15 protein-coding genes and 1 riboswitch are annotated in these 14783 nt (G+C 71.0%); of the genes, 11 read left to right on the forward strand and 4 right to left on the reverse strand.

The window, feature by feature from the left end; all coding sequences use genetic code 11:
* Window positions 1–161: 161 nt before the first annotated feature.
* A complete protein-coding gene (locus O7595_RS19870) occupies window positions 162–809 on the reverse strand; it encodes a DUF4230 domain-containing protein (RefSeq protein WP_269730005.1) in 648 nt (215 codons plus the stop codon).
* 236 nt (window positions 810–1045) lie between these two features.
* On the opposite strand from O7595_RS19870, the gene O7595_RS19875 reads away from it, so the two are divergent.
* Together O7595_RS19875 and O7595_RS19880 are read left to right on the forward strand one after the other, a co-directional pair.
* Window positions 1046–1699 carry a SurA N-terminal domain-containing protein gene (locus O7595_RS19875; RefSeq protein ID WP_269730006.1) on the forward strand — a complete coding sequence of 218 codons (654 nt, stop codon included), beginning with the start codon at window positions 1046–1048 and terminating at the stop codon, window positions 1697–1699.
* A 176-nt stretch (window positions 1700–1875) separates the two neighbouring features.
* Window positions 1876–2874, forward strand: a complete 999-nt coding sequence (locus O7595_RS19880) for a nucleoside triphosphate pyrophosphohydrolase (RefSeq protein WP_269730007.1) — start codon at window positions 1876–1878, stop codon at window positions 2872–2874.
* Between the two features lie 31 nt (window positions 2875–2905).
* Here O7595_RS19880 and O7595_RS19885 read toward each other — a convergent pair whose 3' ends face one another.
* On the reverse strand, window positions 2906–3535 hold the full coding sequence (locus O7595_RS19885; protein WP_269730008.1) for a Uma2 family endonuclease: 630 nt from the start codon (window positions 3533–3535) through the stop codon (window positions 2906–2908).
* Between the two features lie 108 nt (window positions 3536–3643).
* Here O7595_RS19885 and O7595_RS19890 point away from each other — a divergent pair, with 108 nt between their 5' ends.
* From O7595_RS19890 to O7595_RS19920, 7 genes are all read left to right on the forward strand, one after another.
* On the forward strand, window positions 3644–4894 hold the full coding sequence (locus O7595_RS19890) for a cytochrome P450 family protein (RefSeq protein ID WP_269730009.1): 1251 nt from the start codon (window positions 3644–3646) through the stop codon (window positions 4892–4894).
* Window positions 4895–5057: 163 nt separating this feature from the next.
* On the forward strand, window positions 5058–6038 hold the full coding sequence (locus O7595_RS19895) for a transglycosylase family protein (protein WP_443071671.1): 981 nt from the start codon (window positions 5058–5060) through the stop codon (window positions 6036–6038).
* Between the two features lie 256 nt (window positions 6039–6294).
* Window positions 6295–6458: riboswitch (cyclic di-AMP (ydaO/yuaA leader) on the forward strand.
* A 3-nt stretch (window positions 6459–6461) separates the two neighbouring features.
* Entirely contained in the window at window positions 6462–7112 is a 651-nt protein-coding gene (locus tag O7595_RS19900) for a transglycosylase family protein (RefSeq protein WP_269730011.1), read from the forward strand.
* 321 nt (window positions 7113–7433) lie between these two features.
* Entirely contained in the window at window positions 7434–8714 is a 1281-nt protein-coding gene (gene eno, locus O7595_RS19905) for a phosphopyruvate hydratase (protein ID WP_269730012.1), read from the forward strand.
* A 116-nt stretch (window positions 8715–8830) separates the two neighbouring features.
* A complete protein-coding gene (locus O7595_RS19910; RefSeq protein WP_269730013.1) occupies window positions 8831–9295 on the forward strand; it encodes an FtsB family cell division protein in 465 nt (154 codons plus the stop codon).
* Window positions 9296–9332: 37 nt separating this feature from the next.
* Complete coding sequence (locus O7595_RS19915; protein WP_269730014.1) at window positions 9333–9887, forward strand: DUF501 domain-containing protein; 555 nt, start codon at window positions 9333–9335, stop codon at window positions 9885–9887.
* Window positions 9884–10810, forward strand: a complete 927-nt coding sequence (locus O7595_RS19920) for a Ppx/GppA phosphatase family protein (RefSeq protein ID WP_269730015.1) — start codon at window positions 9884–9886, stop codon at window positions 10808–10810. Before O7595_RS19915 ends, O7595_RS19920 begins: the two co-directional genes overlap by 4 nt.
* 37 nt (window positions 10811–10847) lie before the next feature.
* Here O7595_RS19920 and O7595_RS19925 read toward each other — a convergent pair whose 3' ends face one another.
* On the reverse strand, window positions 10848–11117 hold the full coding sequence (locus O7595_RS19925; RefSeq protein ID WP_269730016.1) for a type II toxin-antitoxin system RelE family toxin: 270 nt from the start codon (window positions 11115–11117) through the stop codon (window positions 10848–10850).
* The gene (locus O7595_RS19930; RefSeq protein ID WP_269730017.1) at window positions 11114–11386 is read right to left on the reverse strand and encodes a type II toxin-antitoxin system Phd/YefM family antitoxin; all 273 of its coding nucleotides are present in this window, start codon (window positions 11384–11386) and stop codon (window positions 11114–11116) included. The genes O7595_RS19925 and O7595_RS19930 overlap by 4 nt, the downstream gene beginning before the upstream one ends.
* Window positions 11387–11891: 505 nt before the next feature.
* Between O7595_RS19930 and O7595_RS19935 the strand changes: the two genes are divergently transcribed.
* Window positions 11892–13271 carry an NAD(P)/FAD-dependent oxidoreductase gene (locus tag O7595_RS19935; RefSeq protein WP_269730018.1) on the forward strand — a complete coding sequence of 460 codons (1380 nt, stop codon included), beginning with the start codon at window positions 11892–11894 and terminating at the stop codon, window positions 13269–13271.
* A 199-nt stretch (window positions 13272–13470) separates the two neighbouring features.
* Window positions 13471–14778: an SAM-dependent methyltransferase gene (locus tag O7595_RS19940; protein ID WP_269730019.1), complete on the forward strand. Its 1308-nt coding sequence runs from the start codon at window positions 13471–13473 to the stop codon at window positions 14776–14778.
* Window positions 14779–14783: the final 5 nt, after the last annotated feature.

Genomic DNA, 14783 nt, shown 5'->3' on the forward strand with positions numbered 1-14783 from the left:
GCCGGGAGGTTACGCCGCGATTTCCGCTCAAGGGGCCACCAACGGGGGCCATTCGGGTGAAGTCTTGGTGTCCTTCCGTTGACGCCCCCGTACAGCGGGTAGCGGTCCGGTCGGCCTTCGCGCTTCCCGCGACGAGGGTCCGCCGCCGCCGGGGGCGCCGTTCATCCCCCGTAGACGACGGTGACCTTGCTGAACCCGAGCGAGCGCAGGAGCCCTTCCAGCATCCGCGTCGTGTTCCGCTCCGCCTGCGCCGTCAGCCGGCTCTCCCTCGCGGCGGTGGCGATGTGCCGTACCGCGAGCTGCTGGACGGCCTGTTCGCTGTTGGGGTTGCCGGAGAAGAGATCGCCGAGCCGGTCGAGCAGACCGCGCTGCTTCGAGACGGCGTAGGAGCGGTCCGGGTCGAGCGCGGGCCGGTCGAGGACGGCGTGCGGGAGCCGGATCGTCGCGGCCGTGCGCTGCTCGTCCACGGTGACGTCCCTCTCCCCGAGAGCCCCCATGTCGACGTACGCGTCCACGGTGCCCGCTCCGACGTACAGCACCCTGGTGCCGCGCAGGGCGTCCGGCAGGTACCTGGTGTCCTTCTCCAGGTCCACCACGACCTGGAAGTTGCCCGTGGCGGCCTGGTAGCGGCTCATGTCCTGGACGGACTCCAGCACCGCCGGCCCCGAGCGGTCGTGCGTCTCCTCATCGAACAGACCGCCGAGCCCAGGCAGCGCCCGCAGCTGGGTGCCCACCACCAGCAGCGCGGTCACCAGCAGGACGCCGACCGACACCTTCACCCACCACGACACAGCCCTGAGCGCACCCATAGCCCTGCCCTCCCTCGTCCGACGGATGCCCCGTTCCCCGCCGATCAGGCCTGCCCGTACGGAACGGGTGCGCGGCGCCGCACCCCGACCGCCTTCCGAATCGTTGACCGAATCAGTGGCGGCGAAGTAGTGGCCTGCGCCACGCCGACTGCCTACCATCGATCACCGCAAGGTCTTTGTGCACCGCGTCACAAACGCTCCGCGTCACGATCACCACCGCACGCCAGGAGGCCCCTTTGCACCGCCGCCGTCGCACCGCGCTCGCCCTCTCCGCCGCGCTCGTCTCGGCGGCGCCCCTGCTCGCCGCCTGCGGGACCGAGGCGCACCCGGGCGCCGCTGCCGTCGTCGGGGGCGACCGGATCGAGGTGTCCGCGCTCCAGGCGGAGGTCAGGGACGTGCGGGCCGCCCAGGAAGCGTCGCCCGAGGCCGCCCAGCTGATCAAGAACACCGGACAGCTGAACCGCGCCAAGCTGCACGGGATGATCTTCGACCGGATCCTGGAGCACGCCGCCGCGAAGAACGGCGTCACCGCCTCGCGCAAGGAGGTCCAGGACACCCGCGCCTCCTTGGCCCAGCAGTCCGGCGGCGAGGAGCAACTGGCCGCCATGCTGCTCCAGCAGCGCGGAGTGGCTCCGGACCGGATCGACCGGGCCGTCCGCGAGGAGGTCCTGCTGACCGGGCTGGCCCGGGCGCTCGGTGCCGACCTCGGCACTCCGGAGGGCCAGCAGAAGGTCGGCGCGGCGCTGACGGCCGCGTCCAAGGAGCTCGACATCGACGTGAACCCCCGGTACGGCGCGTGGGACGACACGAAGATCCAGCTCGGTGACTACAAGGCACCGTGGATCACCCAGGTCACCAAGCAGCCGGAGGCGATCCAGGCCGGGGCGTAGCGACGGCCGCCCGGGCCGCGGTCGGCCGGTGGGACCCGGCGGCGGTGGCCGCTTGCACGGGGCCCGGTGGGATCCGGCGGCGATGGCTCGCACGGAAAGGGGCCCGGTGGCGGTGGCTGCCGTGCGGCCGTGAGACCCGGCCCCGGCGCCCGTCCGTCCCGACGTAAGGTCGAGGGGTGAACGCTGAAGCGCCCGTCGAGCCCGGCCGAATCGTCCTGCTCACCGCCAGCCATCGTGTCGCGCCCGGACTGCTGTCGTGGCCGGCGTGGCAGACCCTGCGTGCCGCCGACCGCGTGCTGTGCGCCGACGCGGAGCACCCGCAGCTCCCGTACCTGAGGGAGGCCGGTGTCGGCGTGGAGGTGGCCGCGCCCACCGCTCAGGAACTCGTGGACGGTTGTGCGGGAGGCCGGACCGCCGTGGTCCTCGCGACCGGTGAGGGCGACCAGGCCCTCACCGACGGCCTGGCCCGCATGGCGGGCTCCGGCCGGGTGCGGATGCCCGACCTGGAACTGCTGCCCGGCTCCTACGACCTCCCGGGCGCGCGGCTCCTCGACCTCGTCCAGGTCATGGACCGGATCCGCCGCGAGTGCCCGTGGTCCTCGCAGCAGACCCACAAGGGCCTCGCCAAGTACGGCATCGAGGAGGCGTACGAGCTGGTCGAGGCCATCGAGGACGGCGACCGCGACGAACTGCGCGAGGAGCTCGGCGACGTCCTCCTCCAGGTCGTCTTCCACGCGCGCATCGCGCAGGAGGCGAGCGGGGAGGAGGGGGACGAGCCGTTCTCGATCGACGACGTCGCCGGGACCATCGTCGACAAGCTCGTCCACCGCCACCCGCACGTATTCGGGGACGCACGTGCCGAGACCCCGGAGGACGTCAAGGAGCACTGGCTGCGCACCAAGGCGATCGAGAAGCGGCGGGAGTCGGTGACCGACGGCGTCCCGCTCGGCCAGCCGGGACTCGCGCTCGCCGCGAAACTGGCGGGCCGGGTGCGCACGGCCGGGCTGGAGGTGGAGCTGCCCACGGAGCACGGCGACCGCGCCGTCGGCTACGAACTGCTGGCGATGGCCGTGCGCGCGGAGGCCGAGGGCCACGACCCGGAAGCCGCCCTCCGCGCCGCCGCCCGCGCCTACCGCGACGCGATCCGTGCGGCGGAGTCCGCGGCCCGGGGCTGAAAGGGGAGGGGCGGCCGCTCCGGCGGGTGCGTCAGTCCCGCTTCCCGCGCCGCCGGTCCACGGCGGTGAGGTCGACCTCGACGGGGTACGGGACCTCGACCTTCAGCCGGTTGTGGTGGATGCCGGTGACGGCGTAGGCGTTCGTGGCGGGGTCGAGCTCGTAGACGTAGACGACCGGCAGGTCGTCGCTCTTCTCGACCCGCCAGAAGTGCCGGATGCCGGCCGCCGCGTACTTGCGCGGTTTGAGCTCGCGGTCGCGCTGCACGGACTCGTCCGAGACGATCTCGACGGCGAGCAGGATGTCGTCCGGGGCGTACCAGGTCTGCTGCGGTCCCGTGCGGGCGCTCCACGGAACCACCATGAGATCGGGCTCCGGCCGGTCGCGTACGCCCAGTTTGGTGGTCATCTCGCGGACGACATAGAGGTCGTCCGGTGCCTGCTGCACCAGTGCGTTCTCCAGCAGCCGCAGTGCGGCCATGTGGAAATCGGTCTGCGGAGTCACGAAGAACAGTCCCCCGTCGATCAGCTCGGTGTGCGGCGGGAGACCCTTGATCCGGTCGAGGTCGTCCGCCGTCCACCCACCGGGGGGCGGGACCGGGAACACGTACTGTTCCTCCCGGCCGTCCTGGTCTTCCCTCCGGTCTTCGGCTGCGGCACTCATCAGCGCTCCCATGCGACGGAGTCTGGCGTGTACGGCAAGCCTACCCACGGGGAACGCGGAGAGGTCCGCCGAACGGGTGACCGGCCCGGCGCGGGTTAACGTCGTCCCATGCACGACCGGCCGTCCCGCGTCCCCGACGCCCCCGAGCTCTTCACCTGGGAGTTCGCCACCGACCCGTACCCCGCCTACGCCTGGCTGCGCGAGCACGCGCCGGTGCACCGGACCAGGCTGCCCAGCGGGGTGGAGGCATGGCTGGTGACCCGGTACGCGGACGCCCGGCAGGCCCTCGCGGACCAGCGGCTCAGCAAGAACCCGGCGCATCACGACGAGCCCGCGCACGCGAAGGGGAAGACGGGGATCCCGGGGGAGCGCAAGGCGGAGCTGATGACGCATCTGCTGAACATCGACCCGCCCGACCACACCCGGCTGAGGCGGCTCGTGTCGAAGGCGTTCACCCCCCGACGGGTGGCCGAGTTCGCACCCCGGGTACAGGAGCTGACGGACCGGCTCATCGACGGTTTCGCACAGAGGGGGAGCGCGGACCTCATCCACGAGTTCGCGTTCCCGCTCCCCATCTACGCCATCTGCGACATGCTCGGCGTCCCGCGCGAGGACCAGGACGACTTCCGGGACTGGGCGGGGATGATGATCCGTCACGGCGGGGGGCCGCGCGGCGGTGTCGCCCGGTCGGTGAAGAAGATGCGCGGCTATCTCGCCGACCTGATCCACCGCAAGCGCGAAGCCCCCGGCGACGACCTCATCTCGGGTCTCATCAAGGCGTCGGACCACGGGGAGCACCTCACCGAGAACGAGGCCGCCGCGATGGCCTTCATCCTGCTCTTCGCCGGGTTCGAGACCACGGTGAACCTCATCGGGAACGGCACGTACGCGCTGCTGCGGAATCCGGGGCAGCGGCAGCGGCTCCAGGACTCGCTGGCCGCCGGCGAGAACGGTCTGCTGGCCACCGGGGTCGAGGAACTGCTGCGCTACGACGGGCCGGTCGAACTCGCCACCTGGCGGTTCGCGACCGAGCCGCTGACGCTCGGCGGACGGGACATCGCCGCCGGCGACCCCGTCCTCGTCGTGCTCGCCGCAGCGGACCGCGACCCCGAGCGGTTCGCGGAGCCCGACACCCTCGATCTCGGCCGCCGGGACAACCAGCACCTCGGGTACGGGCACGGCATCCACTACTGCCTGGGCGCGCCCCTCGCGCGGCTGGAGGGGCAGACCGCGCTCGCGACCCTCCTCACCCGGCTGCCCGACTTGCGACTTGCGGTCGATCCGTCGGAATTGCGGTGGCGTGGGGGACTCATCATGCGCGGATTGCGCACTCTGCCCGTTGAATTCACCCGGCGCTGAATCTGACGACCAGTCAGTAATGTGACTTTCACGTGATCTCCGCTGCATCGACTTGTGACTGACGTCGGAGTGCGGCTACGTTCACCCCGACTCCGGGTCATCGAGGTTTCAATCGCCTCGAGAAACCCTGGAGTTTTCTGTAGTCACACGGAAGGCACACCGCATGCTGTCCGGGAACGGCCGACACCGCCGACCTCGTCAGGCCCCCGCCCTCATTGTCGCGGCAGGGGTGACCGGATCGGCCATCGCCATCCCGCTGCTGGGTGCGGGTTCCGCGTCCGCCGCCGACACCGCCACCTGGAACCGCGTCGCGGACTGCGAGAGCGGTGGTGACTGGAGTGCCAACCTCGGCAACGGTTACTACGGCGGCCTCCAGATGTCCCAGGAGACCTGGGAGGCCTACGGCGGCACCGCCTACGCGCCGCGCGCCGACCTCGCCAGCTCCTCCGAGCAGATCTCCGTCGCCGAGATGGTGCTCGCCGCCCAGGGCGCTACCGCCTGGCAGAGCTGTGGAGTGATCACGGGCCTGGGCGGCGGTGGCTCCGAGTCCGCCGGCACTCCGTCGGCCGACCCGCTGGGCGACCTCGTGAAGGGGCCCTCGTTCGGCGACGGGGCGGATTCCGTGCCCGAGCCGGACGCCGGGGCCTCCTCGCCGGACGGGTCCCAGCCGGGCGCGGGCGAGTCCTCGTCCGAGCCGTCCGGGCCGCCCGAGCCGTCCGAGCAGTCCGAGCAGTCCGAGCAGTCCTCCTCGCCGGCCGGCTCCTCGGAGTCCGCCGGATCCGCCGAGGGCTCCGGTGGGGGCGCGGAGGCGTCCGGTGAAGCCGGGGCGGAGGCGGGCGCCGGCAAGCACCGGGGCACCCCGGCCGCCGAAGGGGATGAGTCGGGTAATTCGGGCGATGAGCGTGAATCGGGGCGCCATGCCTCACGAGGTGACGGATCGGCACGGAGCGACGCCGCCACGGGAGACGAGTACGTCGTTCGCACCGGAGACAACCTCTCGTCGATCGCCGACGCGAACCAGGTGCCCGGCGGCTGGCCCGCCCTCTACGAGGCGAACCAGGATGTCGTCGGCTCTGACGCGGACCTCATCCTGCCTGGCCAGAGCCTCGATCTCGGCCTGGGCGAAGGCGAGTTGAAGGAGTAGTTCGGGTACTTATGTCCGGTTCTGTGCGAGTGAGACAAGAGTCTCTTCCGGTCAACTGGCGCCGCTAGGCGGTCAACTCCGGTCATCACGGCTCTCACCTGCGAAAACGGACATGTTGCCCCGTCAGTTTTGGGCGATTTCTCCCCGATGTTCGTCTTTGAACATCGGGGAGACGTGTGTTTACGGTCTGAACTGCTCGCAACGCGGGCCCCGTCGACCGCACGCCGAATCCTGCCGGCGGCCGCCGGGAACAGTCGTCGCGCAAGCGCCGAAGGCAGGAGCGGGGGACCCAAGGTAAGTGCCGGACAGGCCCGATGAGGGCTGCCCGGCTAGGGGTGGAGCCGTGCGCTCGTCGCACGGCCGGGCACCACATCGGCCCGAACCCGACAGCTCACCTCGCAGGCGTCGGTGAGGAGAACTTCGATGCTGCTTTCCGGCAAGGGCAAGCACCGTCGCCCGACGGTCTTCCAGCGGTCCACCCGTGTCGCCACGCTCGCCGGTGTCGCCGGTGCCGCCATAGCCGCACCGCTGATGGCCTCGGGCACCGCGTCCGCCGCCACCGCCTCCGAGTGGGACGCCGTCGCCCAGTGCGAGTCCGGCGGCAACTGGTCGATCAACACCGGCAACGGCTACTACGGCGGGCTGCAGTTCTCGGCCTCCACCTGGGCCGCCTACGGGGGCACCGCGTTCGCCTCCACCGCCGACAAGGCAAGCAAGGCGCAGCAGATCCAGATAGCCGAGAAGGTCCTGGCGGGCCAGGGCAAGGGTGCCTGGCCGAACTGCGGCACCGGACTGTCGAACGCCTCGTACGACGGCGCCGCCCCGGCCGCCCCCAAGGTCGCCGAGCCCGCCGCCCCGAAGCGAGCCGAGGCCCCGACCAGCCGCTCCGAGCGCGCCGCCGCCCCGGTCAGGAAGGGCGACGGCGAGTACACGGTCAAGGCCGGCGACACCCTCAGCAGGATCGCCGAGGCCGAGAAGGTCAAGGGCGGCTGGAAGAAGCTGTTCGAGTTGAACAAGGACATCGTCGAGGACGCGAACGTCATCCACCCCGGCCAGAAGCTCCACCTGAGCTGACGACCGGCCCCGGGGACCCACTGCGGTCCCCGGGGCGGCCGCCGTCCGGTGGGCCCGGCGGACCACCCGACGGCACACCACCGTCCCCCGGCCCCGGCCCGGTGCGGCATCCCCCGTACCCCCCGCAGTCCGGCGGGCACGGGAGGTGCCCCCGGGCCGGGGCCTTTGTCCGTTCCGACCGCTTTTTCGTCCCACGGGGCGGGCATCTGCCGGCCGATGCCTCCCAGGCGGTTAGGCTCTTGCCGCAAGGCCAAAGCGACCCTGCACCGACACGGCTCCGCTTGTGTCACCTCACGCGTCACATCCCAGAAGGAGATGCTCGTGCCGTCCATCGACGTCGTCGTAGCCCGGGAAATCCTGGACTCCCGAGGCAACCCCACGGTCGAGGTCGAGGTCGGCCTCGACGACGGCAGCACCGGGCGTGCTGCCGTTCCGTCCGGTGCGTCCACCGGCGCCTTCGAGGCCCTCGAGCTCCGCGACGGCGACCAGAACCGCTACCTGGGCAAGGGTGTCGAGAAGGCCGTCCTCGCCGTCATCGAGCAGATCGGCCCCGAGCTCGTCGGCTACGACGCCACCGAGCAGCGCCTGATCGACCAGGCGATGTTCGACCTCGACGCCACCCCGGACAAGTCCTCCCTCGGCGCCAACGCGATCCTCGGCGTCTCCCTCGCCGTCGCGCACGCCGCCTCCGAGGCGTCCGACCTGCCGCTGTTCCGCTACCTCGGCGGCCCGAACGCGCACCTGCTGCCCGTTCCGATGATGAACATCCTGAACGGCGGCTCGCACGCCGACTCCAACGTGGACATCCAGGAGTTCATGATCGCGCCCATCGGCGCGGAGTCCTTCTCCGAGGCACTGCGCTGGGGCACCGAGGTGTACCACACCCTGAAGAAGGTCCTGAAGGAGAAGGGACTCTCCACCGGACTCGGCGACGAGGGCGGTTTCGCCCCGAACCTGGGCTCCAACCGCGAGGCCCTCGACCTCATCCTCGAGGCGATCAAGAAGGCCGGCTACACGCCGGGCAAGGACATCGCGCTCGCGCTCGACGTCGCCGCCTCCGAGTTCTACAAGGACGGCGCCTACGAGTTCGAGGGCAAGTCCCGCTCGGCCGCCGAGATGACCGAGTACTACGAGGAGCTCGTCTCCGTCTACCCGCTGGTCTCGATCGAGGACCCGCTGTTCGAGGACGACTGGGACGGCTGGAAGACGATCACCGAGAAGCTCGGCGCCAAGGTCCAGCTGGTCGGCGACGACCTGTTCGTGACCAACCCCGAGCGCCTCGCCCGCGGCATCGACGAGGCCGCCGCCAACGCCCTCCTGGTCAAGGTCAACCAGATCGGCTCGCTGACCGAGACCCTCGACGCGGTCGAGCTGGCCCAGCGCAGCGGCTTCAAGTGCATGATGTCCCACCGCTCCGGCGAGACCGAGGACGTCACCATCGCCGACCTGGCCGTCGCCACCAACTGCGGTCAGATCAAGACCGGTGCCCCGGCCCGTTCCGAGCGCGTCGCCAAGTACAACCAGCTCCTGCGCATCGAGGAGATCCTCGACGACGCCGCGGTGTACGCCGGCCGCAGCGCGTTCCCGCGCTTCAAGGGCTGATTCCGTACGGACCCGCCGGGCGGCTAGCCCGGCGGGGGCCGGAGGTTGCGTACGTCCCCGCACACGGTCCCGTACCGTGTGCGGGGACGTACGCACGTGAAGGGGAAGGCGCACTGATGGCCCGGGACCGGTTCTCCACCGCGACCAGGCTGCGGCTGCTCGGTGAGCAGACCGCCGCCCGCGTCTACCGTTCGCAGTCCCGCCGGCAGGCCCGGCGCTCCCGGCTCACCGGCCGGGCCGCCTTCCTCGCACTCGTCGTATGCTCGATGATCGTCGCGCTCGCCTATCCGATGCGGGCGTACGTGTCGCAGCAGAACGAGATCGCCGAGCAGCAGCGGCTCGCCGCCGCGGCCCGCGAGCGCGTGGAGCGGCTGCGCGACGAGAAGGCCCGCCTCCAGGACGACGCGTACGTCATGCGGCTGGCCCGTGAGCACCTGCACATGGTCCGGCCCGGCGAGACCGGGTACATCGTGGTCGACCCGCGGGCGGCCCGTGAGCCCCGTGCCGAGGAGGCCGGTGTCGGCCGTCCCTGGTACTCGAACGTCTGGGACGGCGTCGACCGCGCCGACGCGCGACGCTAGCCAAGACACGGAACCGACGAAGAGACATACACATCCCATGGACACGCCCCCGCCGAGCACCGCGCCCACCCCGCCCACCGCGGAGGACATCGCCGCCTTCAAGGAGCAGCTCGGCCGCCCGCCGCGCGGTCTGCGGGCCATCGCCCACCGCTGCCCCTGCGGCCGGCCCGACGTGGTCGAGACGGCGCCGCGGCTGGAGGACGGCACGCCCTTCCCCACGCTGTACTACCTGACCTGCCCGCGGGCGGCCTCGGCCATCGGCACGCTCGAGGCGAACGGCGTCATGAAGGAGATGACCGAGCGGCTGCAGACCGATCCCGATCTGGCGGCGGCGTACCGGGCGGCGCACGAGGACTACGTCCGGCGCCGGGACGAGATCGAGGAGCTGGAGAACTTTCCCAGCGCCGGCGGCATGCCGGACCGGGTGAAGTGCCTCCACGTCCTGGTCGCCCACTCGCTCGCGGCCGGCCCCGGGGTGAACCCCCTGGGTGACGAGGCCATCGCGTTGCTCCCGGAGTGGTGGGCCAAGGGCCCGTGCGTGACCGCGGGAGCGGGGGGCTGCGCGAGCGCGGGTACGGAGGACGGAGCATGACCCGCGTCGCCGCCGTCGACTGCGGCACGAACTCGATCCGTCTGCTCATCGCCGACGTGGACGCCTCGACCGGTGAACTGACCGAGCTGGACCGGCGGATGACCATTGTCCGGCTCGGCCAGGGCGTCGACCGCACCGGTCGGCTGGCCCCCGAGGCCCTGGCGCGCACCTTCGCGGCCTGCCGGGAGTACGCGGGGATCATCAAGGAGCACGGGGTGGAGAGGGTCCGCTTCGTGGCGACCTCCGCCTCCCGGGACGCGGAGAACCGCGACGAGTTCGTGAACGGCGTGGTCGGCATCCTCGGTGTCGAGCCCGAGGTGATCAGCGGTGACCAGGAGGCCGAGTTCTCCTTCACCGGTGCCACCAAGGAACTCCCGGGCCACGAGGAACGGCTGGTCGTGGACATCGGCGGCGGATCGACCGAGTTCGTCATCGGCCGCGGCCACGTCGAGGCCGCCCGCTCGGTGGACATCGGTTGCGTCCGGCTGACCGAGCGTCACGTACGCAGCGACCCGCCGGCGCCGGAGGAGATCGCCGCGGTCCGGGCGGACATCGAGGCGGCGCTGGACCTGGCCGAGGAGACCGTGCCGGTCCGCGAGGCGAGCACCCTGGTGGGCCTCGCCGGCTCGGTGACCACCGTCGCCGGGATAGCGCTGGGCCTCGACGCGTACGACTCCGAGGCGATCCACCACTCGCGGGTCTCCCGGGACCGGGTCGCGGAGATCACCGAGCGGCTGATCCGTTCCACCCACGAGGAGCGCGCCGCGATCCCGGTGATGCACCCGGGGCGGGTGGACGTGATCATCGCGGGCGCCCTGGTGCTGCTCGCGATCATGGACCGCGCCGGAGTGCCGGAGGTCGTCGTCTCGGAGCACGACATCCTCGACGGGATCGCTCATTACGCGGCGAGCGAGGCACGTTGAGGGGCGGTGCCCGGCGGTACGGGCCCCGGGCGGGGCGTCACAGGGTGCGGTAGACGTCCCGCCGGTCGCCCACCTTGACGACCAGGATGACGAGTTCGCCGTCGTTGATCTGATAAGCGATCCGGTAGCTTCCGACCCGGAGACGGTAGAGCCCGGACGGGCCGGTGAGCTTCTTGACGTCGGCGTCCTGGCGGTACGGGTCGTCACCGAGTGCGGTCAGCGCGGTCAGGATGCGCATGGCGTCGGGTCGGCTGATGGCCCGGAGCTGTCGCTGTGCCGCCGTGGTGAACCGGAAGGCGTACTTCACGCCGCCTCGCCGTCCTGCTCGGTGAACAGGTTCGCCAGCAGTTCCGCCATGGTCACGGTGGTGCCGCCCTCGGCCAGCACCGCTTCGGCCTCGCGCGCCAGCATCACGTCGGCCGCTTCCTCCAGCGCTTCGAAGTCCGAGATCGGAACCACGGCCGCCACCGGGGCGCCATTGCGCGTGATGACGGTCGGGACGCCTTCCTCGGCCCGGTTGATGTGATCGGCGAGATGGGCGCGGGCTTCACGTACGGTCACGGTGTTCTCAGTCATGAGCCGAGTGTACGCGCGCTCGTGTACACGCGTGCAGATACCGGGAGCCGCGTTCGTGAGCGATCCTCGACGGGATCACGTTCTCCCTCGCCTGAGCGTGGGACCGAAGGCGGCCGAAGGCGGTTTCCGGGGCGGTTTCCGGCCGCGGGGGAGCGGTCCGCGAGAAAGTTCGTGAAGTTCTTCACAAGGAATTGGGCCCGGTCGGCCGTCGAAAGTGCTCCCAGAGGGCCCGCCGGGCCTGTGCTTGTGCCCAACTCGGTCCGTCCGACCGCGCTCCGGCAGGTGGCCGTCGTGTTGCGTACCCATGGAGAAGGGGCCCGGTTCACCTTCCGGCGGGAGCGTGGGGCCAGCTCAGCGGGCCTTGACAACGTCTCCCGTTACACCGGGGTTCCCGGGGTTCGCCATGACCTCGGTCACGTGGCCGGCGGAGTGTAGCAGAGGGTCCCCCTGTGCTTGTGAAGGGGCTCACGAGCACCCCCTCCGAGGGGGGTGGATACTCGATGGCATGAGCACCACGGAGCGTCCCAGGATCCTCGTAGTAGGCGGTGGGTACGTAGGCCTGTACGCAGCTCGTCGCATTCTGAAGAAGATGCGGTACGGGGAGGCGACCGTCACGGTCGTCGACCCGCGGTCGTACATGACGTACCAGCCCTTCCTTCCCGAAGCAGCCGCAGGCAGCATCTCGCCGCGGCACGTCGTCGTCCCGCTGCGACGCGTGCTGCCCAAGGCCGAGGTACTCACCGGCCGGGTCACCACCATCGATCAGGACCGCAAGGTCGCCACGGTCGCGCCGCTCGTCGGCGAGGCCTACGAGCTGCCCTTCGACTACCTGGTCATCGCCCTCGGCGCGGTCTCCCGCACCTTCCCGATCCCCGGCCTCGCCGAGCAGGGCATCGGCATGAAGGGCATCGAGGAGGCCATCGGTCTGCGCAACCACGTCCTCGAGCAGCTGGACAAGGCCGACTCCACCACCGACGAGGAGGTCCGCCGCAAGGCCCTGACCTTCGTCTTCGTCGGCGGCGGCTTCGCCGGCGCCGAGACCATAGGCGAGGTCGAGGACCTGGCCCGCGACGCGGTCAAGTACTACAAGAGCATCAAGCGCGAGGACATGCGCTTCGTCCTCGTCGACGCCGCGGACAAGATCCTTCCCGAGGTGGGCCCCAAGCTCGGCAAGTACGGCAAGGAGCACCTCGAGGCCCGCGGCATCGAGATCTACCTGAACACCTCCATGGACTCCTGCGTGGACGGCCACGTGGTGCTGAAGAACGGCCTCGAGGTCGACTCCAACACCATCGTCTGGACCGCCGGTGTGAAGCCGAACCCGGCCCTGGCCCGCTACGGCCTGCCGCTCGGCCCGCGCGGCCACGTGGACACCCGGCCGACGCTCCAGGTGCAGGGCACCGACTACATCTGGGCCGCGGGCGACAACGCCCAGGTCCCGGACATCGCCGCCCGCAAGGCCGGTGTCGAGAACGCCTGGTGCCCGCCGAACGCCCAGCACGCGCTGCGTCAGGCCAGGGTCCTCGGCGACAACGTGATCTCCGGCATGCGGGGCTTCCCGCAGAAGGAGTACAGCCACGCCAACAAGGGTGCGGTCGCCGGTCTCGGCCTGCACAAGGGCGTCGCGATGATCGTCATGGGCAAGGTGAAGATCAAGCTCAAGGGCCGGCTGGCCTGGTACATGCACCGTGGCTACCACGGCATGGCGATGCCGACCTGGAACCGCAAGATCCGCGTCTTCGCCGACTGGACCCTCGCGATGTTCCTCAAGCGCGAGGTCGTCTCGCTCGGCGCGATCGAGTCGCCGCGCGAGGAGTTCTACGAGGCCGCCAAGCCGGCCCCGGCGGCGGCCAAGCCCGCCCCGGAGAAGGCCAAGGCGTCCTGATCCCGCAGTAGTACCCCCGAAGGGGCCGTCCGCCATCCGTGGTGCGGACGGCCCCTTCGGCGTACTTTGGGCGCACTCCGCACGGGGAAGTTGTCTGTTTTGCCGTCCATTTGCCCACCAGGGGACTGCGTTCGCACGCCGAGGGCGTTTACGTGGTGTTGGGCATTTCCGTCAAACAGCGATCACGGAGGTGTGCGCCATGGCCGATGCCGCTTCGCGGCTCACCGCTCTCACCGAAGAACTGCTCGGGGCACCGCCCCCGGTCCGCATCCGGGCCTGGGACGGAAGCGAGTCGGGTCCCGCCGACGGCCCGGTCCTCGTCGTCCGGCACCGGCGCGCCCTGCGCCGGTTGCTGTGGAAGCCGGGCGAACTCGGCCTGGCCCGCGGCTGGGTGGCCGGGGAGATCGACGTCGAGGGCGATCTGTACGAGGCCCTGGGGGCTCTCGCGGGGCTGATCTGGGAGCGTTCCGAACCCGGTCCCGGGCTGCGCTCGATGGGCGATCCGCGGCTGCGCTCGGCCGTCGGTGAGCTGATCGCCCTCGCCGGACCCCGCTCCTGGCTGCCGGTGCCGCCGCCCGCCGAGGAGGTGGCCGGACGCCGCGGCCCGCTGCACACGAAGGCGCGCGACCGGCAGGCGATCAGCCATCACTACGACGTCGGCAACGCATTCTACGAGCAGGTGCTCGGGCCGTCGATGGTCTACTCCTGCGCCTACTGGCAGGACGGGGGTTCGCTCGAGGACGCTCAGCGCGACAAGCTCGACCTCGTCTGCCGCAAGCTCGCGCTGCGGGACGGGGACCGGCTGCTGGACGTCGGCTGCGGCTGGGGCTCGATGGCGATCCACGCGGCCGGGGAGTACGGCGCCCGGGTCACCGGGGTCACCCTGTCCCGGGAGCAGGCCGCGTACGCCCGCAAGCGGATCGCCGAGGAGGGACTGACCGACCGCGTCGAGATCCGGGTCCAGGACTACCGGGACGTCAAGGACGGTCCGTACGACGCGATCTCGTCCATCGGGATGGCCGAGCACGTCGGCTCCGCCCGGTACCGGGAGTACGCCGACGCGATCCACGGGCTGCTGAGGCCCGGGGGCAGGCTCCTCAACCACCAGATCGCGCGCCGCCCCGAGCAGGACGAAGCCGCGTACCACGTGGACGACTTCATCGACGCCTACGTCTTCCCCGACGGCGAGCTGGCGCCGCTCGGGAGGACCGTGTCGATCCTGGAGGAGGCCGGCTTCGAGGCCCGCGACGTCGAGTCCCTCCGCGAGCACTACGCCCGCACGCTGCGCGCCTGGGTGGCCAATCTGGAGTCCGACTGGGAACGGGCGGTACGGCACTCCTCACCTGGCCGCGCCCGGATCTGGCGCCTCTACATGGCCGCCTCGGCCGTCTCCTTCGAGCGCAACAGGATCGGGGTCAACCAGATCCTCGCGGTGAAGGGCCGGGACGGCGGCGCCTCCGGCATGCCGCTGAGAACGCGCAGCTGGACCAGGGCCGACGTCCGCTGAGGTCC

This window comes from Streptomyces sp. WMMC940, from assembly GCF_027460265.1.
Classification (GTDB): Bacteria; Actinomycetota; Actinomycetes; order Streptomycetales; family Streptomycetaceae; genus Streptomyces.

Bases quoted from the DNA above. Each gene is read 5' to 3' on its own strand.
- O7595_RS19870 (WP_269730005.1), bottom strand. From the start codon at position 809: ATGGGTGCGCTCAGGGCTGTGTCGTGGTGGGTGAAGGTGTCGGTCGGC.
- O7595_RS19885 (WP_269730008.1), bottom strand. From the start codon at position 3,535: ATGAGTGCCGCAGCCGAAGACCGGAGGGAAGACCAGGACGGCCGGGAG.
- O7595_RS19890 (WP_269730009.1), top strand. From the start codon at position 3,644: ATGCACGACCGGCCGTCCCGCGTCCCCGACGCCCCCGAGCTCTTCACC.
- O7595_RS19895 (WP_443071671.1), top strand. From the start codon at position 5,058: ATGCTGTCCGGGAACGGCCGACACCGCCGACCTCGTCAGGCCCCCGCC.
- O7595_RS19900 (WP_269730011.1), top strand. From the start codon at position 6,462: ATGCTGCTTTCCGGCAAGGGCAAGCACCGTCGCCCGACGGTCTTCCAG.
- O7595_RS19910 (WP_269730013.1), top strand. From the start codon at position 8,831: ATGGCCCGGGACCGGTTCTCCACCGCGACCAGGCTGCGGCTGCTCGGT.
- O7595_RS19915 (WP_269730014.1), top strand. From the start codon at position 9,333: ATGGACACGCCCCCGCCGAGCACCGCGCCCACCCCGCCCACCGCGGAG.
- O7595_RS19920 (WP_269730015.1), top strand. From the start codon at position 9,884: ATGACCCGCGTCGCCGCCGTCGACTGCGGCACGAACTCGATCCGTCTG.
- O7595_RS19930 (WP_269730017.1), bottom strand. From the start codon at position 11,386: ATGACTGAGAACACCGTGACCGTACGTGAAGCCCGCGCCCATCTCGCC.
- O7595_RS19935 (WP_269730018.1), top strand. From the start codon at position 11,892: ATGAGCACCACGGAGCGTCCCAGGATCCTCGTAGTAGGCGGTGGGTAC.
- O7595_RS19940 (WP_269730019.1), top strand. From the start codon at position 13,471: ATGGCCGATGCCGCTTCGCGGCTCACCGCTCTCACCGAAGAACTGCTC.